General features: G+C 68.3%; 14 protein-coding genes. 5 read left to right on the plus strand and 9 right to left on the minus strand.

Going from position 1 to position 12,189, the window contains the following annotated elements:
* Nucleotides 1-166: 166 nt before the first annotated feature.
* The 3 genes from ABSF49_RS05990 to ABSF49_RS06000 all read right to left on the minus strand — a co-directional run bounded on the left by ABSF49_RS05990 (nucleotide 167) and on the right by ABSF49_RS06000 (nucleotide 3,879).
* Nucleotides 167-2,560 carry a putative bifunctional diguanylate cyclase/phosphodiesterase gene (locus ABSF49_RS05990; RefSeq protein ID WP_424111719.1) on the minus strand — a complete coding sequence of 798 codons (2,394 nt, stop codon included), beginning with the start codon at nucleotides 2,558-2,560 and terminating at the stop codon, nucleotides 167-169.
* 221 nt (nucleotides 2,561-2,781) lie between these two features.
* The gene (locus ABSF49_RS05995) at nucleotides 2,782-3,348 is read right to left on the minus strand and encodes an HNH endonuclease (RefSeq protein ID WP_424111720.1); all 567 of its coding nucleotides are present in this window, start codon (nucleotides 3,346-3,348) and stop codon (nucleotides 2,782-2,784) included.
* A gap of 108 nt (nucleotides 3,349-3,456) precedes the next feature.
* Nucleotides 3,457-3,879: a metallopeptidase family protein gene (locus ABSF49_RS06000; RefSeq protein WP_424111721.1), complete on the minus strand. Its 423-nt coding sequence runs from the start codon at nucleotides 3,877-3,879 to the stop codon at nucleotides 3,457-3,459.
* A 133-nt stretch (nucleotides 3,880-4,012) separates the two neighbouring features.
* On the opposite strand from ABSF49_RS06000, the gene ABSF49_RS06005 reads away from it, so the two are divergent.
* Entirely contained in the window at nucleotides 4,013-4,240 is a 228-nt protein-coding gene (locus tag ABSF49_RS06005; RefSeq protein ID WP_424111722.1) for a hypothetical protein, read from the plus strand.
* Here ABSF49_RS06005 and ABSF49_RS06010 read toward each other — a convergent pair.
* Nucleotides 4,237-4,680, minus strand: a complete 444-nt coding sequence (locus ABSF49_RS06010) for a cyclic nucleotide-binding domain-containing protein (protein WP_424111723.1) — start codon at nucleotides 4,678-4,680, stop codon at nucleotides 4,237-4,239. The genes ABSF49_RS06005 and ABSF49_RS06010 overlap by 4 nt on opposite strands.
* 25 nt (nucleotides 4,681-4,705) lie before the next feature.
* Nucleotides 4,706-5,392 carry a response regulator transcription factor gene (locus ABSF49_RS06015; protein ID WP_424111724.1) on the minus strand — a complete coding sequence of 229 codons (687 nt, stop codon included), beginning with the start codon at nucleotides 5,390-5,392 and terminating at the stop codon, nucleotides 4,706-4,708.
* A gap of 229 nt (nucleotides 5,393-5,621) precedes the next feature.
* Here ABSF49_RS06015 and ABSF49_RS06020 point away from each other — a divergent pair, with 229 nt between their 5' ends.
* The 4 genes from ABSF49_RS06020 (at nucleotide 5,622) to ABSF49_RS06035 (ending at nucleotide 9,072) form a co-directional block, all read left to right on the plus strand.
* Nucleotides 5,622-7,067 carry a DUF1800 domain-containing protein gene (locus tag ABSF49_RS06020; RefSeq protein ID WP_424111725.1) on the plus strand — a complete coding sequence of 482 codons (1,446 nt, stop codon included), beginning with the start codon at nucleotides 5,622-5,624 and terminating at the stop codon, nucleotides 7,065-7,067.
* 3 nt (nucleotides 7,068-7,070) lie between these two features.
* The gene (locus tag ABSF49_RS06025; RefSeq protein ID WP_424111726.1) at nucleotides 7,071-8,300 is read left to right on the plus strand and encodes a DUF1501 domain-containing protein; all 1,230 of its coding nucleotides are present in this window, start codon (nucleotides 7,071-7,073) and stop codon (nucleotides 8,298-8,300) included.
* Between the two features lie 77 nt (nucleotides 8,301-8,377).
* Entirely contained in the window at nucleotides 8,378-8,683 is a 306-nt protein-coding gene (locus tag ABSF49_RS06030; protein ID WP_424111727.1) for a type II toxin-antitoxin system Phd/YefM family antitoxin, read from the plus strand.
* Nucleotides 8,680-9,072 (plus strand): type II toxin-antitoxin system VapC family toxin, encoded by a 393-nt coding sequence (locus ABSF49_RS06035; protein ID WP_424111728.1) that lies wholly within the window; start codon nucleotides 8,680-8,682, stop codon nucleotides 9,070-9,072. The genes ABSF49_RS06030 and ABSF49_RS06035 overlap by 4 nt, the downstream gene beginning before the upstream one ends.
* 100 nt (nucleotides 9,073-9,172) lie before the next feature.
* Here the strand turns inward: ABSF49_RS06035 and ABSF49_RS06040 are convergent, their stop codons facing one another.
* The 4 genes from ABSF49_RS06040 to ABSF49_RS06055 form a co-directional block, all read right to left on the minus strand.
* On the minus strand, nucleotides 9,173-9,526 hold the full coding sequence (locus ABSF49_RS06040) for a c-type cytochrome (RefSeq protein WP_424111729.1): 354 nt from the start codon (nucleotides 9,524-9,526) through the stop codon (nucleotides 9,173-9,175).
* Between the two features lie 164 nt (nucleotides 9,527-9,690).
* Entirely contained in the window at nucleotides 9,691-11,100 is a 1,410-nt protein-coding gene (gene glnA / locus ABSF49_RS06045; protein ID WP_424111730.1) for a type I glutamate--ammonia ligase, read from the minus strand.
* Nucleotides 11,101-11,198: 98 nt separating this feature from the next.
* Nucleotides 11,199-11,537 carry a P-II family nitrogen regulator gene (locus ABSF49_RS06050; RefSeq protein WP_424111731.1) on the minus strand — a complete coding sequence of 113 codons (339 nt, stop codon included), beginning with the start codon at nucleotides 11,535-11,537 and terminating at the stop codon, nucleotides 11,199-11,201.
* A gap of 211 nt (nucleotides 11,538-11,748) precedes the next feature.
* On the minus strand, nucleotides 11,749-12,165 hold the full coding sequence (locus tag ABSF49_RS06055; RefSeq protein WP_424111732.1) for a hypothetical protein: 417 nt from the start codon (nucleotides 12,163-12,165) through the stop codon (nucleotides 11,749-11,751).
* Nucleotides 12,166-12,189 lie beyond the last annotated feature (24 nt).

Here is a 12,189-nt window from a genome sequence, read left to right on the forward strand (position 1 = left end):
TCGCACGGCGAGCACGCAATCGTCGTCAAGGCGATCCTCGCCTGCGACGCCGCCGCCGCCCACGCCGCGATGTTCCACCACATGAGCCTGGTCGAAGACTCGTTCGGCCAGCTCGGCCTCGCTTCGCGCGCGAGCGCGTAAGCGAGCCGGTCGGGACGGGCGCCGCTCAGGCCGCCGCCAATTCGCCGCCGTTGATGCGGCCGAGCAGCGCGGCGAGGTCGGCGCGCGGCCGCGCCGGGCTGAACAAGAAGCCTTGGGCCTGAGTGCAGCCCTGCGCGCGCAGGAAGTCGAGCTGCTCGGCGGTTTCGACCCCTTCGGCGGTGGTGGCGATGCCGAGGCTGCGCGCGAGGCTTGAAATCGCCGTGATGATCGCCGTGCAGTCGCGTCGCTCGGCGAGGTCTTTGACGAACGAGCGGTCGATCTTGATCTTGTCGAACGGAAAGCCGCGCAGGTGGCTGAGGCTCGAATAGCCGGTGCCGAAATCGTCGAGGGCGATGCGGACGCCGAAGCGACGCAGGGCGTGCAGCGTCGCGGCGGTCGAAGCGGTGTCGGCGAGCAGCGCGCTCTCGGTGATTTCGAGCTCGAGCCGTTGCGGCGCGAGGCCCGACTGGGCGAGGGCGGAGATCACCGTCTGGGTCAGGTTGGCGGTGCGGAACTGGATCGCCGACAGATTGACGGCGACGGCGATCTCGTCCGGCCAGGTCGCCGCCTCGGCGCAGGCGGTGCGCAGCACCCATTCGCCGATCGGCACGATCGTCCCGTTCGCCTCGGCGATCGGGATGAAGTCGTTGGGCGCGATCATGCCGCGGGTCGGATGGCGCCAGCGCAACAGCGCCTCGAAGCCGGTGACGCGACGACCGGAAATGTCGACCAGCGGCTGGTAATGGACCTCGAGCTGGCGTTCGGCCAGCGCGCCGCGCAGATCGGCTTCGAGCTCCCTTCGCTCCAGGGCGGCGCGCTGCAAGTCCTTCTGGAAGTAGCGATGGCGGCGTCGCCCCTCCGACTTCGCCTGATAGAGCGCGAGGTCGGCGTTCTTGATCAATTCGTCGGCGCTGGCGCCGTCGGCGGGGAACAGCGCGACGCCGACGCTGGCGCCGATCGTCACCTCAATTCCGTCGATCGCATAAGGCAGCGACAGGGTCTCGATCATTCGCGTCGCCGTCGCGTCGATCGCGTCCGGCGCGGCGGCGGCGTCGAGGACGACGGCGAATTCGTCGCCGCCGATCCGCGCCGCGAAGTCGCCTTCGCCGAGCGCGTCGCGCAGGCGCTGCGCCACCATGCGCAGCAGCCGGTCGCCGGTCGGATGGCCATAGGTGTCGTTGACGCCCTTGAACAGGTCGAGGTCGACGCAGCAGATCGCCAGCCGCCGCCCGTCGGCGCGGCCGGTCTCGATCGCGCTTGCCAGGCGGGCGCTGAAGTCGGCGCGGTTGCTCAAGCCCGTCAGAGCGTCATGGCGCGCGAGAAAAGCCGCTTCCGCCGCGGCGCGGCGGCGCTCGGTGATGTCGGCGATCACCGTCAGCTCGGCCGCGTCGCCGGCGTAGGCGATGGCGCGGGCGAAGACGAGCGCGTCGATCGGCTCGCGGCCGGCGCGGCGATGACGCTCGTGTCGGCCGGCGCGCGCGTCGGCTTCGACGGGCGCTTTCTCCGCCTCGGCGTCGTCGATCCGCAGTTCGTCGGCGGACATGGCGAGGAAGCGGTCGCGCGAATAGCCGTAATGCTCGATCGCGGCGTCGTTGACCGCAAGCAAGCGCCGTGTGCGCGCGTCGACGATCCACATCGGCATCGGATTGGCTTCGAACAGCAGCCGATAGGATTCCTCGCGCTGCTTGAGTTCGGTGAGGTCGGTCAAGGTGGCGCAGAACAGGTCGTCCATGCGCGTCAGGTTGACGCCGACGCATCGCGCCGCCGCTTCGGCGGGAAACGTCAGCTCGAAGCGTTCGCGTTCGCCTCCGGCTGCGATCAGCCGGCGCAGGTTTTCCGCCAGCGGCCCGACCGCGAAGCCGAGGCCTTCTTCGCCCAGTCGGCGCCAGCGCAAGCCTTCCGCCGGCGCGCCGAGCAGCTTGGCGGCCGCCGCGTTGAGGTCGACAATCTGGAAGTCGACCGGCCGCCGCGCGTCGTCGTGGATGACCGCGAGCGCCATCACGCCGTCGTCGCTGGCGTGAAACACGGCGTCGATCAGGTTGTAGCGCGGGCCCCGCTCGGCCAGATGGATGGCGACGAGCCGCGAACCCCAACGGTTGGCGAGCGGCAAAGCGAGGATGTCGTAGCGCTGGGCCTGACCGTGGCGCGCGAAATAGGCTTCGCGCTGGCGCGGCTCGCCGTCCGCGGCGGCCCGGTCGGCCGCCTGTGCGAGCGCGAAGCCGCAATCGGGGGCAAGCTCGCTCAACCGCGTCTCGCGCCCGCCGCCGCCCAGGCATTCGACCACGGCGCGGCCGAGGCGGCGGATCTCCCACTCGGATCCGGCGCGGGCGAGCAGAACGATGCGGTCGTCGATCGCGCCAAGGCCGTCGAGCATCAGGTCTTCGAAGCGCGGCGGCGCGTCGTCGCCGACGCGCGCCATTGCCCAGCGCCAAGTGAGCTCCGCGCCCTGCTGGGCAGCCGAAGAGGACGAGATCGGAAGGGCGTTGAGAGAGGCCGGCATGGGCATCGCGAGTCCGCCGTTCGAGAAACCGCGACGGCAGAAAAGGCCAGGTCCGCTAAGAAATCGCTAAATTGCCAGCGAACGCATTGAACGCTGCGTAACCATCCCGGCTGATGCTTAAGCGGATGTTACGTCAAGCCTCACGGCTCGAGTTCGCTGTCCCAGTAAAGGTAGTCCATCCACGAGGTGTGGAGGTAATTGGGCGGGAACAGCCGGCCGTTCTGATGCAGGTCGTGCACCGTCGGCTGATAGGGATGGCGGGCCGGAAACATGCGCGCGACCGACGGCAGCAGATCGGCCTTCCTGAGATTGCAGGCCGAGCATGCGGCGACGACGTTCTCCCAGGTCGTTACGCCGCCCTTGGAGCGGGGGACGACGTGATCGAAGGTGAGGTCTTCGCGCTCGCCGCAATACTGGCAGGTGAAGCGGTCGCGCAGGAACACGTTGAACCGCGTGAAGGCGGGAAAACGCGACGGCTTGACGTAGCTCTTGAGCGAGACGACCGACGGCAGCCGCATTTCGAAAGACGGGCTGCGAACCAGCGTGTCGTATTCAGAGACGATGTTGACGCGGTCGAGAAAGACCGCCTTGATCGCGTCCTGCCAGCACCAGATCGATAGCGGGTAGTAGCTCAGGGGACGGAAGTCCGCGTTGAGCACCAGGGCCGGACATGTCTCCGGCGACACCGCTTGAACATGAACCGTCAAAAGACGCTCCGTTCTCCCTCACGTCCCGCCCGGTCGGCGCGAATCCGACCGCCGCTATAGTCTATAGCCTCGGTGACGCCCTTGTGAAGGGCGCGTCCTCGCCGCCGTTCAGCCCGCCTTGGCCTCGATCGCCGCCATGTCGTCGTCGGAGAGGCCGAAATGGTGGCCGATCTCGTGCACGAGGACATGGGTCACGACCGCGCCGAGCGTGTCCTCGCCCTCGCACCAGAAGTCGAGCAGCGGACGACGATAGAGCCAGATCATGTTGGGCAGCGCGCCGGTTTCCTCGACTGCGGGACGATGCGCCAGGCCGCGGCCGCGGAACAGGCCGAGCAGGTCGAACTCGCTCTGGGCCCCCATCTCGTCCAGCGTCTCGTCGTCGGGGAAATCGACCACCTGGATGACCAGGCCCTCGCACAGGCGGCGGAAAGTCGCGGGCAGCTTGGTGAACGCGGCGTGGGTGAGCGCGTCGATGTCGGCGGCGCTGGGGGCGTGCGCGGCGGCGAGCGCTGTGGTTCGGGCGTCGGTCATCGGGGCTCTCCGTCGGCGGACCGAAATGTCGGGCGCCTAGACAAGCCTTGCGCGGCGACTGCTGTCAAAGGCGCGGCGGGGACGCGAGATCCAGACCGTAAGTCCGAGGCGAGGCGGAAAGCGGGAGAGCGACATGGCCGAACGGCGCTTCATTCTCGACAGCGGCGGCGTCAGGCTCGATGCGGCGACGACGCGGCGTCAGTTCTCGCTGTCGCTTGCGGTCGGCTTCGCGGTGCTGGCGGCTGCGGCGCTCGTCGCGTTGCACCCTGCCCGCTCCGCGCCGATCGGGATCGAAGGCCATCATGGCCGCGCCGCCAAGGCCGATTTCGTCCTCGCCGATTCGTCGCTGCGGCGGAACTAGCCCTCGAACAGGCGCGCGCGCTTCTCGTCGAGCTGGTCGACGAAGTCGCGCGCGCGGGCGACGGCGGCGGCGCGCACCTTGACCGCCGCGCGCGGAAACTCCGACAAGACGCGACGAAACACCGCGCCGGGAATGCGCAGCAATTCGCTGTCTTCGGTCGCTTTCGCCGCGGCGCGACGCTGGACGTCGGCCATCAGCGCCGTCTCGCCGACGAGCGCGCCGGGCTCGACCCGCCGTTCGGCGGCGTCGACGGCGAGCGACAGCTCGCCCGACAGCACGAAATAGGCCGCATCGGCCGGCTCGCCGACGTTGAACAGCGATTCGCCGGCCTTCAGCATCCGCCGATCGCAGGAGAAGGCGATCAGCTGCACCGCCTCGCGCGGCAATAGGTCGAAGGGACGGGTGCCCGCCATGCGGCGGACGTTGGATTCGAGGCTCATGGGCGAGGCGCTCCGCGCGAACCGTTCACGACAATAGCTTGTAGCCGCCGCCGTCGGTGACGAGCAGCCGCGCCTCGGTCGGGTCGTCCTCGATCTTTTGCCGCAGGCGATAGATGTGCGTCTCGAGCGTATGCGTGGTGACGTTGGCGTTGTAGCCCCAGACGTCGCGCAGCAGCGTCTCGCGCGGCACCGCCTGGCGCTGGGCGCGATGGAGGAAACGCAGGATCGCCGCCTCCTTCTCGGTCAGCCGCAGCTTGACGCCCTTGGCGTCGACCAGGTGCTTGGTCGCCGGCCGAAAGATGAAGCGGCCGATCTGGAACTCGGCGTCCTCGCTTGCGTCGTGTTGGCGCAGCTGCAAACGGATGCGCGCGAGCAGCACGGCGAAGCGGAACGGCTTGGCGACATAATCGTTGGCCCCCGATTCGAGGCCCATCACCGTGTCGGCGTCGGAATCGTGGGCGGTCAGCATGATGATGGGCCGCTTGAAGCCGTCGGCGCGCAAGTGCCTGACCGCCTCGCGGCCGTCCATGTCGGGCAGGCCGACGTCCATGATGACGATGTCGGGCTGCGCGCTCGCGGTCGCCAGACGCGCCGCGGCGGCGTCGGAGGCTTCGGCGACCTCGAATTCGGGATGCAGCGACAGCTGTTCGCCCAGCGCCTGCCGCAAGTCGGAATCGTCGTCGACAATGAGGATTCGGCGGGTTTGCGGCATGGATATCCTGTTTGTGAATGCGGAATGCGAACGCCTATATAGTGCTTTTATTCCGGCGAATCGACCGACTCCCGGCGTGGCGTTGTGAGCGGAAACCGAGCCTGGGCGCCGCCGCGCCGATTCGGCGCCGGGCGTCCCGCTCGCGAATTTGTGTGTTCGCGTTCATGTTCCAGTCAATCTTGTCGGCGTCAATTGCGCGGGCCGGGGGGCGCTGACGACGGAGCGGACGATGGTCGCCGCGGAAAGCGCATGGACCCTCGCATTCAACCGATTCGGCCTCGGCGCGCGGCCAGGGGCGGTCCGCTCCGGCGACCCGCGTCAGGCGCTGCTCGCGGAGCTCTCGGCTGAGGAAGGGGCGCGGATCGACCGCCCCGACCTCCTTTCGACGCCGAAGATCCTGCAAGCCGTCTACGACGACGATTGGCGCCGCAAGCAGGAGCGCGACCGCCAGGATGCGGCGCGCCTCGCTATGCGCGCCATGCCGGCCCCCAGCGTCGCCGCGTTGCTCCCGCCATCGCCCTTGGACGCGCCGCCGCCGCCCTCGATGATGAACGAGCCGCGGCCCGAGCAGCAGATCTTTCGCGCCGAAGCGCAAGCGCGGCTCGAGCAGGCCTGTTCGGCGCCGATCGGCCTCGTCGAGCGCCTGACCGCGTTCTGGTCGAATCACTTCTGCGTCTCGGTCGCCAAGAGCGGAATCTGCCGCGCCGCCGCCGGCGCGTTCGAGCGCGAGGCGATCCGCCCGCACGTGCTCGGCCGCTTCGCCGACATGCTGCGCGCGGTCGAACAGCACCCGGCGATGCTGAACTTCCTCGACAACGCGCAGTCGATCGGCCCCAACTCGATCGTCGGTCACAACAACCATGCCGGGCTCAACGAGAACCTCGCGCGCGAAATCCTCGAATTGCACACGATGGGCGTCGGCTCAGGCTATGCGCAGACCGACGTGACCCAGCTCGCGTATATCCTCACCGGCTGGACGATCGTCGGGCGCGACGGCAAGCTCGGCGAGCCGGGCGCGTTCGCCTTCAACCTCAACGCCCACGAGCCGCTGGCGGCGACATTGCGCGGACGCCTCTACGTCGAGGACGGCGTCGCGCAGGGCGAGGCGGCGCTCGCCGATCTCGCCCGCGAGCCGGCGACCGCCGGGCACGTGGCGACAAAACTTGCTCGCCACTTCGTCGCCGACGCGCCCGATCCGGCTCTGGCCGCGCGCCTGGCCAAGACGTTTCGCGACAGCGACGGCGACCTCGCCGCGCTCGCCCGCGCGCTCGTCGCCGACGACGCGGCCTGGCGCATGCCGGCGGCCAAGGTGCGCAATCCCTGGGAGCTGACGGTCGCCGCCTACCGCGCCTTCGGCCGCAGCCCGAGCGACGCCGGGCCGGCGCTGGCATCGCTCGATCTGCTCGGCATGCCGCTGTGGCAGCCCGGCGGCCCCAACGGATTTTCCGACGACAGCGTCGCCGCTTGGGCTTCGCCCGAGGGCATGAAGACGCGGGTCGAACTCGCCGCGCGCTTCGCCGGCCAGATCAAGGATGCGCCGAGGCCGGCCGCGCTGCTCGAGGACGTGCTCGGCCCGACCGCGTCGAGCGCGACGCGCGAGGCGGTGGCGCGCGCCGAGACGCGCGAGCAGGCCTATGCGCTGCTGATTCTGTCGCCCGAATTCCAACGGAGGTAAGCGATGACCGCCGCAGACTTTTGGCCGCATCCGAGCCGTCGCCAGATCTTGACCGCCGCCGGCGCGACCTTCGCCGCCGCGACAATCCCGCGTTGGGCGAGCGCGGCGGGCGCGCGCGATCCGCGCCTCGTCGTCGTCGTGCTGCGCGGCGCCCTCGACGGGCTCTCCGCCGTCGCGCCGATCGGCGATCCGGGCTATTCCGGCCTGCACGGCGCGTTGGCGCTGCGCTGGGACGGGCCGCATCCGGCGTTGCGGCTCGGCGATTTCTTCGGTCTCAACCCGGCGATGGTCAATTTCGCTCGGCTGTACGACGCCAAGCAGGCGCTGGTGGTCCATGCGACGGCGACAAATTATCGTGAACGGTCGCATTTCGACGGCCAGGATGTGCTCGAAAGCGGCATGCCGGGGCCAGGCCGGGTCGACAGCGGCTGGCTCAACCGCGCCGTGGCGGCGCTGCCGGCCGGCGAACGGGTCGGCGGCGCGCGCGCGCTGGCGGTCGGCGCGACCGCGCCGCTGGTCATCCGCGGCCCGGCGCCGATTCTCGGCTGGGCGCCTTCAGGCCTCGCCGCGCCGACCGACGATCTGCTGGCTCGGCTGATGGACCTCTACGACCATACGGATCCGGCGCTCGCCAAGGCGCTGCAGGCCGGGCTCGACGCCGACCGGCTCGCCAATCGGCAGGGCATGGACGCGCTCAAGCCCGGCGGCGACTTGGCGCTGTTGATGCGCAAGGCGGCCGAGGGCGCGGCGCGGCTGATGGCGGTCGACGACGGCCCGCGCGTCGGCGCGCTGGCGTTCGACGGTTGGGACACCCACGCCAACGAGGGCGGCGCGACCGGCCGCCTGGCGCAATTGCTCGGCGGACTCGACGGCGCCTTCGCCGCGTTCGAGAGCGAACTCGGCCCGCGCTGGAACGACACGATCATCGTCGCGATCACCGAGTTCGGCCGCACCGCCCGCATCAACGGCACCATCGGCACCGACCACGGCACGGCGACGGTCGCCTTCCTCGCCGGCGGCGCGCTCGCCGGCGGGCGCGTCGTCGCCGACTGGCCGGGGCTCGAGGTCGCCGATCTCTACGAGAGCCGCGACCTCAGGCCGACGACCGATCTGCGCGCCGTGCTGAAAGGCGTGCTCGCCGAACATCTCGGCCTGTCGGCCGACGCGCTGGCGCGCGCCGTGTTCCCCGACACGCTCGGCGTCGCGCCGATGAAGGGTCTGATCGCCGCGTGAGCGGGGCGGGGCGTCCGTCGCTTTGAACGCCCGCGGCGGGTTGAACTTACCGGCGTCGTTGCCGTCGCGGCTGGCGCTTGCCGGAATTGCCCTTAGGCGCTACCTTAGTCAGGGTTAGTCAAGGTGGCGCCATGCCCATCGTCAACATGCTTGAAGCCAAGACGCATCTTTCCCGGCTCGTCGAAGAAGTGGAAAGCGGCGCGACGAGCGAAATCGTCATCGCGCGAAACGGTAAGCCGGCGGCGCGACTCGTGCCGATCGGCGCCCCAGCGCCTGTCGGCAAACGGTTGGGGCTGCTCGAGGGACGATATCCGTCCTCGTCGCAGGCGGAGTTCGACGCCGCCAATGATGCGATCGCGCGCCTCTTCCGAGCGCGCAAGTGAGGATTCTTCTGGATACCCAAGCCGCAATCTGGGCGCTGACCGACACGAAGCGATTGAGCGCTCAGGCTATCGCGCTGATCGGCGACGAAACGAACGACGTGTTCGTCTCCGCCGTGAGCATTTGGGAGATTGCGATCAAATTCGCTCTGCGAAAGCGGACGGGCGCTCCGCCGTTTTCCGGCGCCGTCGCGCTCGAAGCCTTTCTTGCGGCGGGTTACCGCATGCTGAACGTCACGCCGCAGCACGCCGCCGCGGTGGAGGCGTTGCCGCATCTGCACGCCGATCCGTTCGACAGAATGCTGATCGCGCAAGCGCTGAACGAACCGCTGCGCCTGCTGACGGCCGACGCTGCGTTGGCGCGCTACACCGATACGGTAATAGAGTTCTGACGGATCCCGAGGTCTGCGAAGCGAACCTCGCACGCCGCGGAATCGCAAAACTCGAGACGCCGGCCCGCCAGGACAGCGGCTCTGTCTCCAGTCCTCGCCCTTACTTGCCCTGGCGGACGATATAGGCGGCGAGATCGTCGGCTTCGTCGCGCGAAATCTGCATGTCCGGCATCTTCGGGTGCGGGTTCATCAGGAAGCGCGCGATCGCATTGGCGTCGAAGCCGGGGATCTTGGCGATCGTCGCGAACGGCGGCGCGTTATCCTGCCCATGGCTCTGGTCGGACGCGACGACGTGGCAGGCGGCGCACCAGCGCTTGGCCAGCGTCTCGCCATGATCGACGTCGGCGGCGTAGGCGTTCGCGGACAAGCTCAGCGCGGCGAGCGCGGCCATTGCGGCGGCGGCGCGGCGTAGCGAAGGAAGAGCGTGCGAGAGCGTGGCGTAGGCTGGCGTCATCGTCGGCTCCTCCGGTCGCGGCTCGCCGGCCGCGTCGTCGAAGGATGATGCCAATGGCGGGCGCTGTCCAGAACGGCGGAGCGGACTCCGGCGGAGGCTTCCGCGCCTCAAACGAAAAGGGGCGGCCCCGTGGGCCGCCCCTTCGCGTCGCTGAGCGCGGCGGCTCAGAGCGAATAGTACATGTCGAACTCGACCGGATGCGGGGTCATCTCGAAGCGGTGCACCTCGGTCATCTTCAGCTCGATGTAGCTGTCGATGAGGTCGTCGCTGAACACGTCGCCCGCCTTGAGGAAGGCGCGGTCCTTGTCGAGGTTCGAGAGCGCCTCGCGCAAGCTGCCGCACACCGTCGGGATCTTCTTGAGCTCCTTCGGCGGCAGATCGTAGAGGTCCTTGTCCATCGCCTGGCCGGGGTCGATCTTGTTCTGGATGCCGTCGAGGCCGGCCATCAGCATCGCCGCGAAGGCGAAGTAAGGGTTGGCCATCGGATCGGGGAAACGCACTTCGACGCGCTTCGCCTTCGGGTTGGAGGTCCACGGAATACGACAGGAGGCCGAACGGTTGCGCACCGAATAAGCCAGCAGCACCGGCGCCTCGAAGCCCGGGACCAGGCGCTTGTAGCTGTTGGTCGAGGGGTTGGTGAAGCCGTTGAGCGCCTTGGCGTGCTTGATGATGCCGCCGATGTAGTAGAGGCATTCCTGGCTGAGGTCGGCGTATTTGTTGCCGGCCATCATCGGCTTGCCGCCCTTCCAGATCGACTGGTGGACGTGCATGCCCGAGCCGTTGTCGCCATAGACCGGCTTCGGCATGAAGGTCGCCGTCTTGCCGTAGCTCTGGGCGACCATGTGGATGCAGTACTTGTAGATCTGCAGGTTGTCGGCCATTTGGGTCAGCGGGCCGAATTTGAGGCCGAGCTCGTGCTGGGCCGAAGCGACTTCGTGGTGGTGCTTTTCGACCACCGCGCCCATCTGCGCCATCGCCGCCAGCATTTCGCCGCGCATGTCCTGCGCCGAATCCTGCGGCGGGACGGGGAAGTAGCCGCCCTTGGTGCGCATGCGGTGGCCGAGGTTGCCCCCTTCGTAGGCCGTGTCGGAGTTGCTCGGCAGCTCGATCGAGTCGACGATGGCGCTGGTGTTGTAAGGGTCGGCCTTGAAGCGGACGTCGTCGAAAACGAAGAATTCGGCTTCCGGGCCGAAGAAGGCGGTGTCGCCGATGCCGGTCGACTTCAGGTAGGCTTCGGCCTTCTTGGCGACGCCGCGCGGGTCGCGGTTGTAGGGCTGGCCGCTGGCGGGATCGAGAATGTCGCAGTTGATGACCATCGTCGAGGCGGCGAAGAACGGGTCCATGCAGGCCGAGGCCAGATCCGGCATCAAGGTCATGTCGGACTCGTTGATCGCCCGCCAGCCGGCGATCGACGAGCCGTCGAACATCAGGCCGTCGGACAGCGACTCTTCGTCAATGATCGTCTGATCGAAGGTGACGTGCTGCCACTTGCCGCGCGGGTCGGTGAACCGCAGGTCGACATATTTTACATCATTGTCCTTGATCGCCTTCAGGACATCCTTGGCGGTCTTCATGGTGTGCCTTTCTTGCTCGTGTTCGGTCGTGCCCCTGCCCGCCGCCTGACGGCGGGAAGTCCTCGAAAGAAAGCGCCTCGCGCGTCAAAAAGACGCCGTCAGACCGCGTCCGCGCCGGTTTCGCCGGTGCGAATGCGGATGGCTTCGTCGATTTGCGATACAAATATCTTGCCATCGCCGATGCGGCCGGTCTGGGCCGCCCGCCGGATCGCCTCGACCGTGGCGGCGAGATTTTCGTCGGCGACCACGACCTCGATCTTCACTTTGGGCAGGAAGTCGACGACGTATTCCGCGCCGCGATAGAGTTCGGTGTGGCCTTTCTGGCGGCCGAAGCCCTTGGCTTCCAACACCGTGATCCCCTGCACCCCCGCCTCCTGCAACGCTTCTTTGACTTCGTCGAGCTTGAAAGGCTTGATGATCGCTTCGACTTTCTTCATGGGCCGGAGGTCTCCCTCGATCGCGCGCGTCGGGCTCGCCCGAATCCTGCGTCCGCGAAAATTCGCCAAGATTTGAGCGTGGTGAAGGGTCGTCCATAGCATCGCGGCCCGGCCGGCGCCACCGGGCGGGCGTTGGATCGCGGCGGAAGGGTTACTGCGCGCGGCGGCTGCCTTAAGCGGCGGCGAGGCGCCTAACAAGTAGGCGCCATGCTCAGATGGTCGGCCCCCATTCGCCGGAAGCGAAAATCCGCCACGAGTTCAAGCCGGCTTTGGCGACTACGGTGCGGCCGGTTTTGGCGATGCGCACCAGGTGGGCGAAGACCTGCGGGTGGCGCCAGGCGTTAGGGCGGCTTGGCGAGCAGACGGCGCGATATTCGTCGGTGTCGTCGGCCTCCATCAGGATCGTGCCGACCCGGTCGGGGCGCAGCGTCGCCGGCAGCGTGCGTTCGGTCAGCCATTCGCACTCGAAGTCGCGGCAAAGCTGCGGCCTGCTCGTGTAGATCTTGCAGCCGCCGGAGGCGATGCAGTGCTCGCACGGCGGGCCGGCGGGCTTGTTGAACTCGGGAATTTCCAGCGCCGTGCAGCACATCGTGCACGAACCGCAGCTCTTTCCGGGAGCAGGGGCCAAGTCGTCGAGCCTCATAGAGCGCCG

The sequence above is a fragment of the Roseiarcus sp. genome (assembly GCF_049514155.1).
Classification (GTDB): Bacteria; Pseudomonadota; Alphaproteobacteria; order Rhizobiales; family Beijerinckiaceae; genus Roseiarcus.

Excerpts from the sequence above, each read along its gene's own strand:
- ABSF49_RS05990 (WP_424111719.1), bottom strand. The coding sequence starts at position 2,560 with ATGGCGCGCGTCGGCGACGACGCGCCGCCGCGCTTCGAAGACCTGATG.
- ABSF49_RS06000 (WP_424111721.1), bottom strand. The coding sequence starts at position 3,879 with ATGACCGACGCCCGAACCACAGCGCTCGCCGCCGCGCACGCCCCCAGC.
- ABSF49_RS06005 (WP_424111722.1), top strand. The coding sequence starts at position 4,013 with ATGGCCGAACGGCGCTTCATTCTCGACAGCGGCGGCGTCAGGCTCGAT.
- ABSF49_RS06010 (WP_424111723.1), bottom strand. The coding sequence starts at position 4,680 with ATGAGCCTCGAATCCAACGTCCGCCGCATGGCGGGCACCCGTCCCTTC.
- ABSF49_RS06015 (WP_424111724.1), bottom strand. The coding sequence starts at position 5,392 with ATGCCGCAAACCCGCCGAATCCTCATTGTCGACGACGATTCCGACTTG.
- ABSF49_RS06020 (WP_424111725.1), top strand. The coding sequence starts at position 5,622 with ATGGTCGCCGCGGAAAGCGCATGGACCCTCGCATTCAACCGATTCGGC.
- ABSF49_RS06025 (WP_424111726.1), top strand. The coding sequence starts at position 7,071 with ATGACCGCCGCAGACTTTTGGCCGCATCCGAGCCGTCGCCAGATCTTG.
- ABSF49_RS06040 (WP_424111729.1), bottom strand. The coding sequence starts at position 9,526 with ATGACGCCAGCCTACGCCACGCTCTCGCACGCTCTTCCTTCGCTACGC.
- glnA (WP_424111730.1), bottom strand. The coding sequence starts at position 11,100 with ATGAAGACCGCCAAGGATGTCCTGAAGGCGATCAAGGACAATGATGTA.
- ABSF49_RS06050 (WP_424111731.1), bottom strand. The coding sequence starts at position 11,537 with ATGAAGAAAGTCGAAGCGATCATCAAGCCTTTCAAGCTCGACGAAGTC.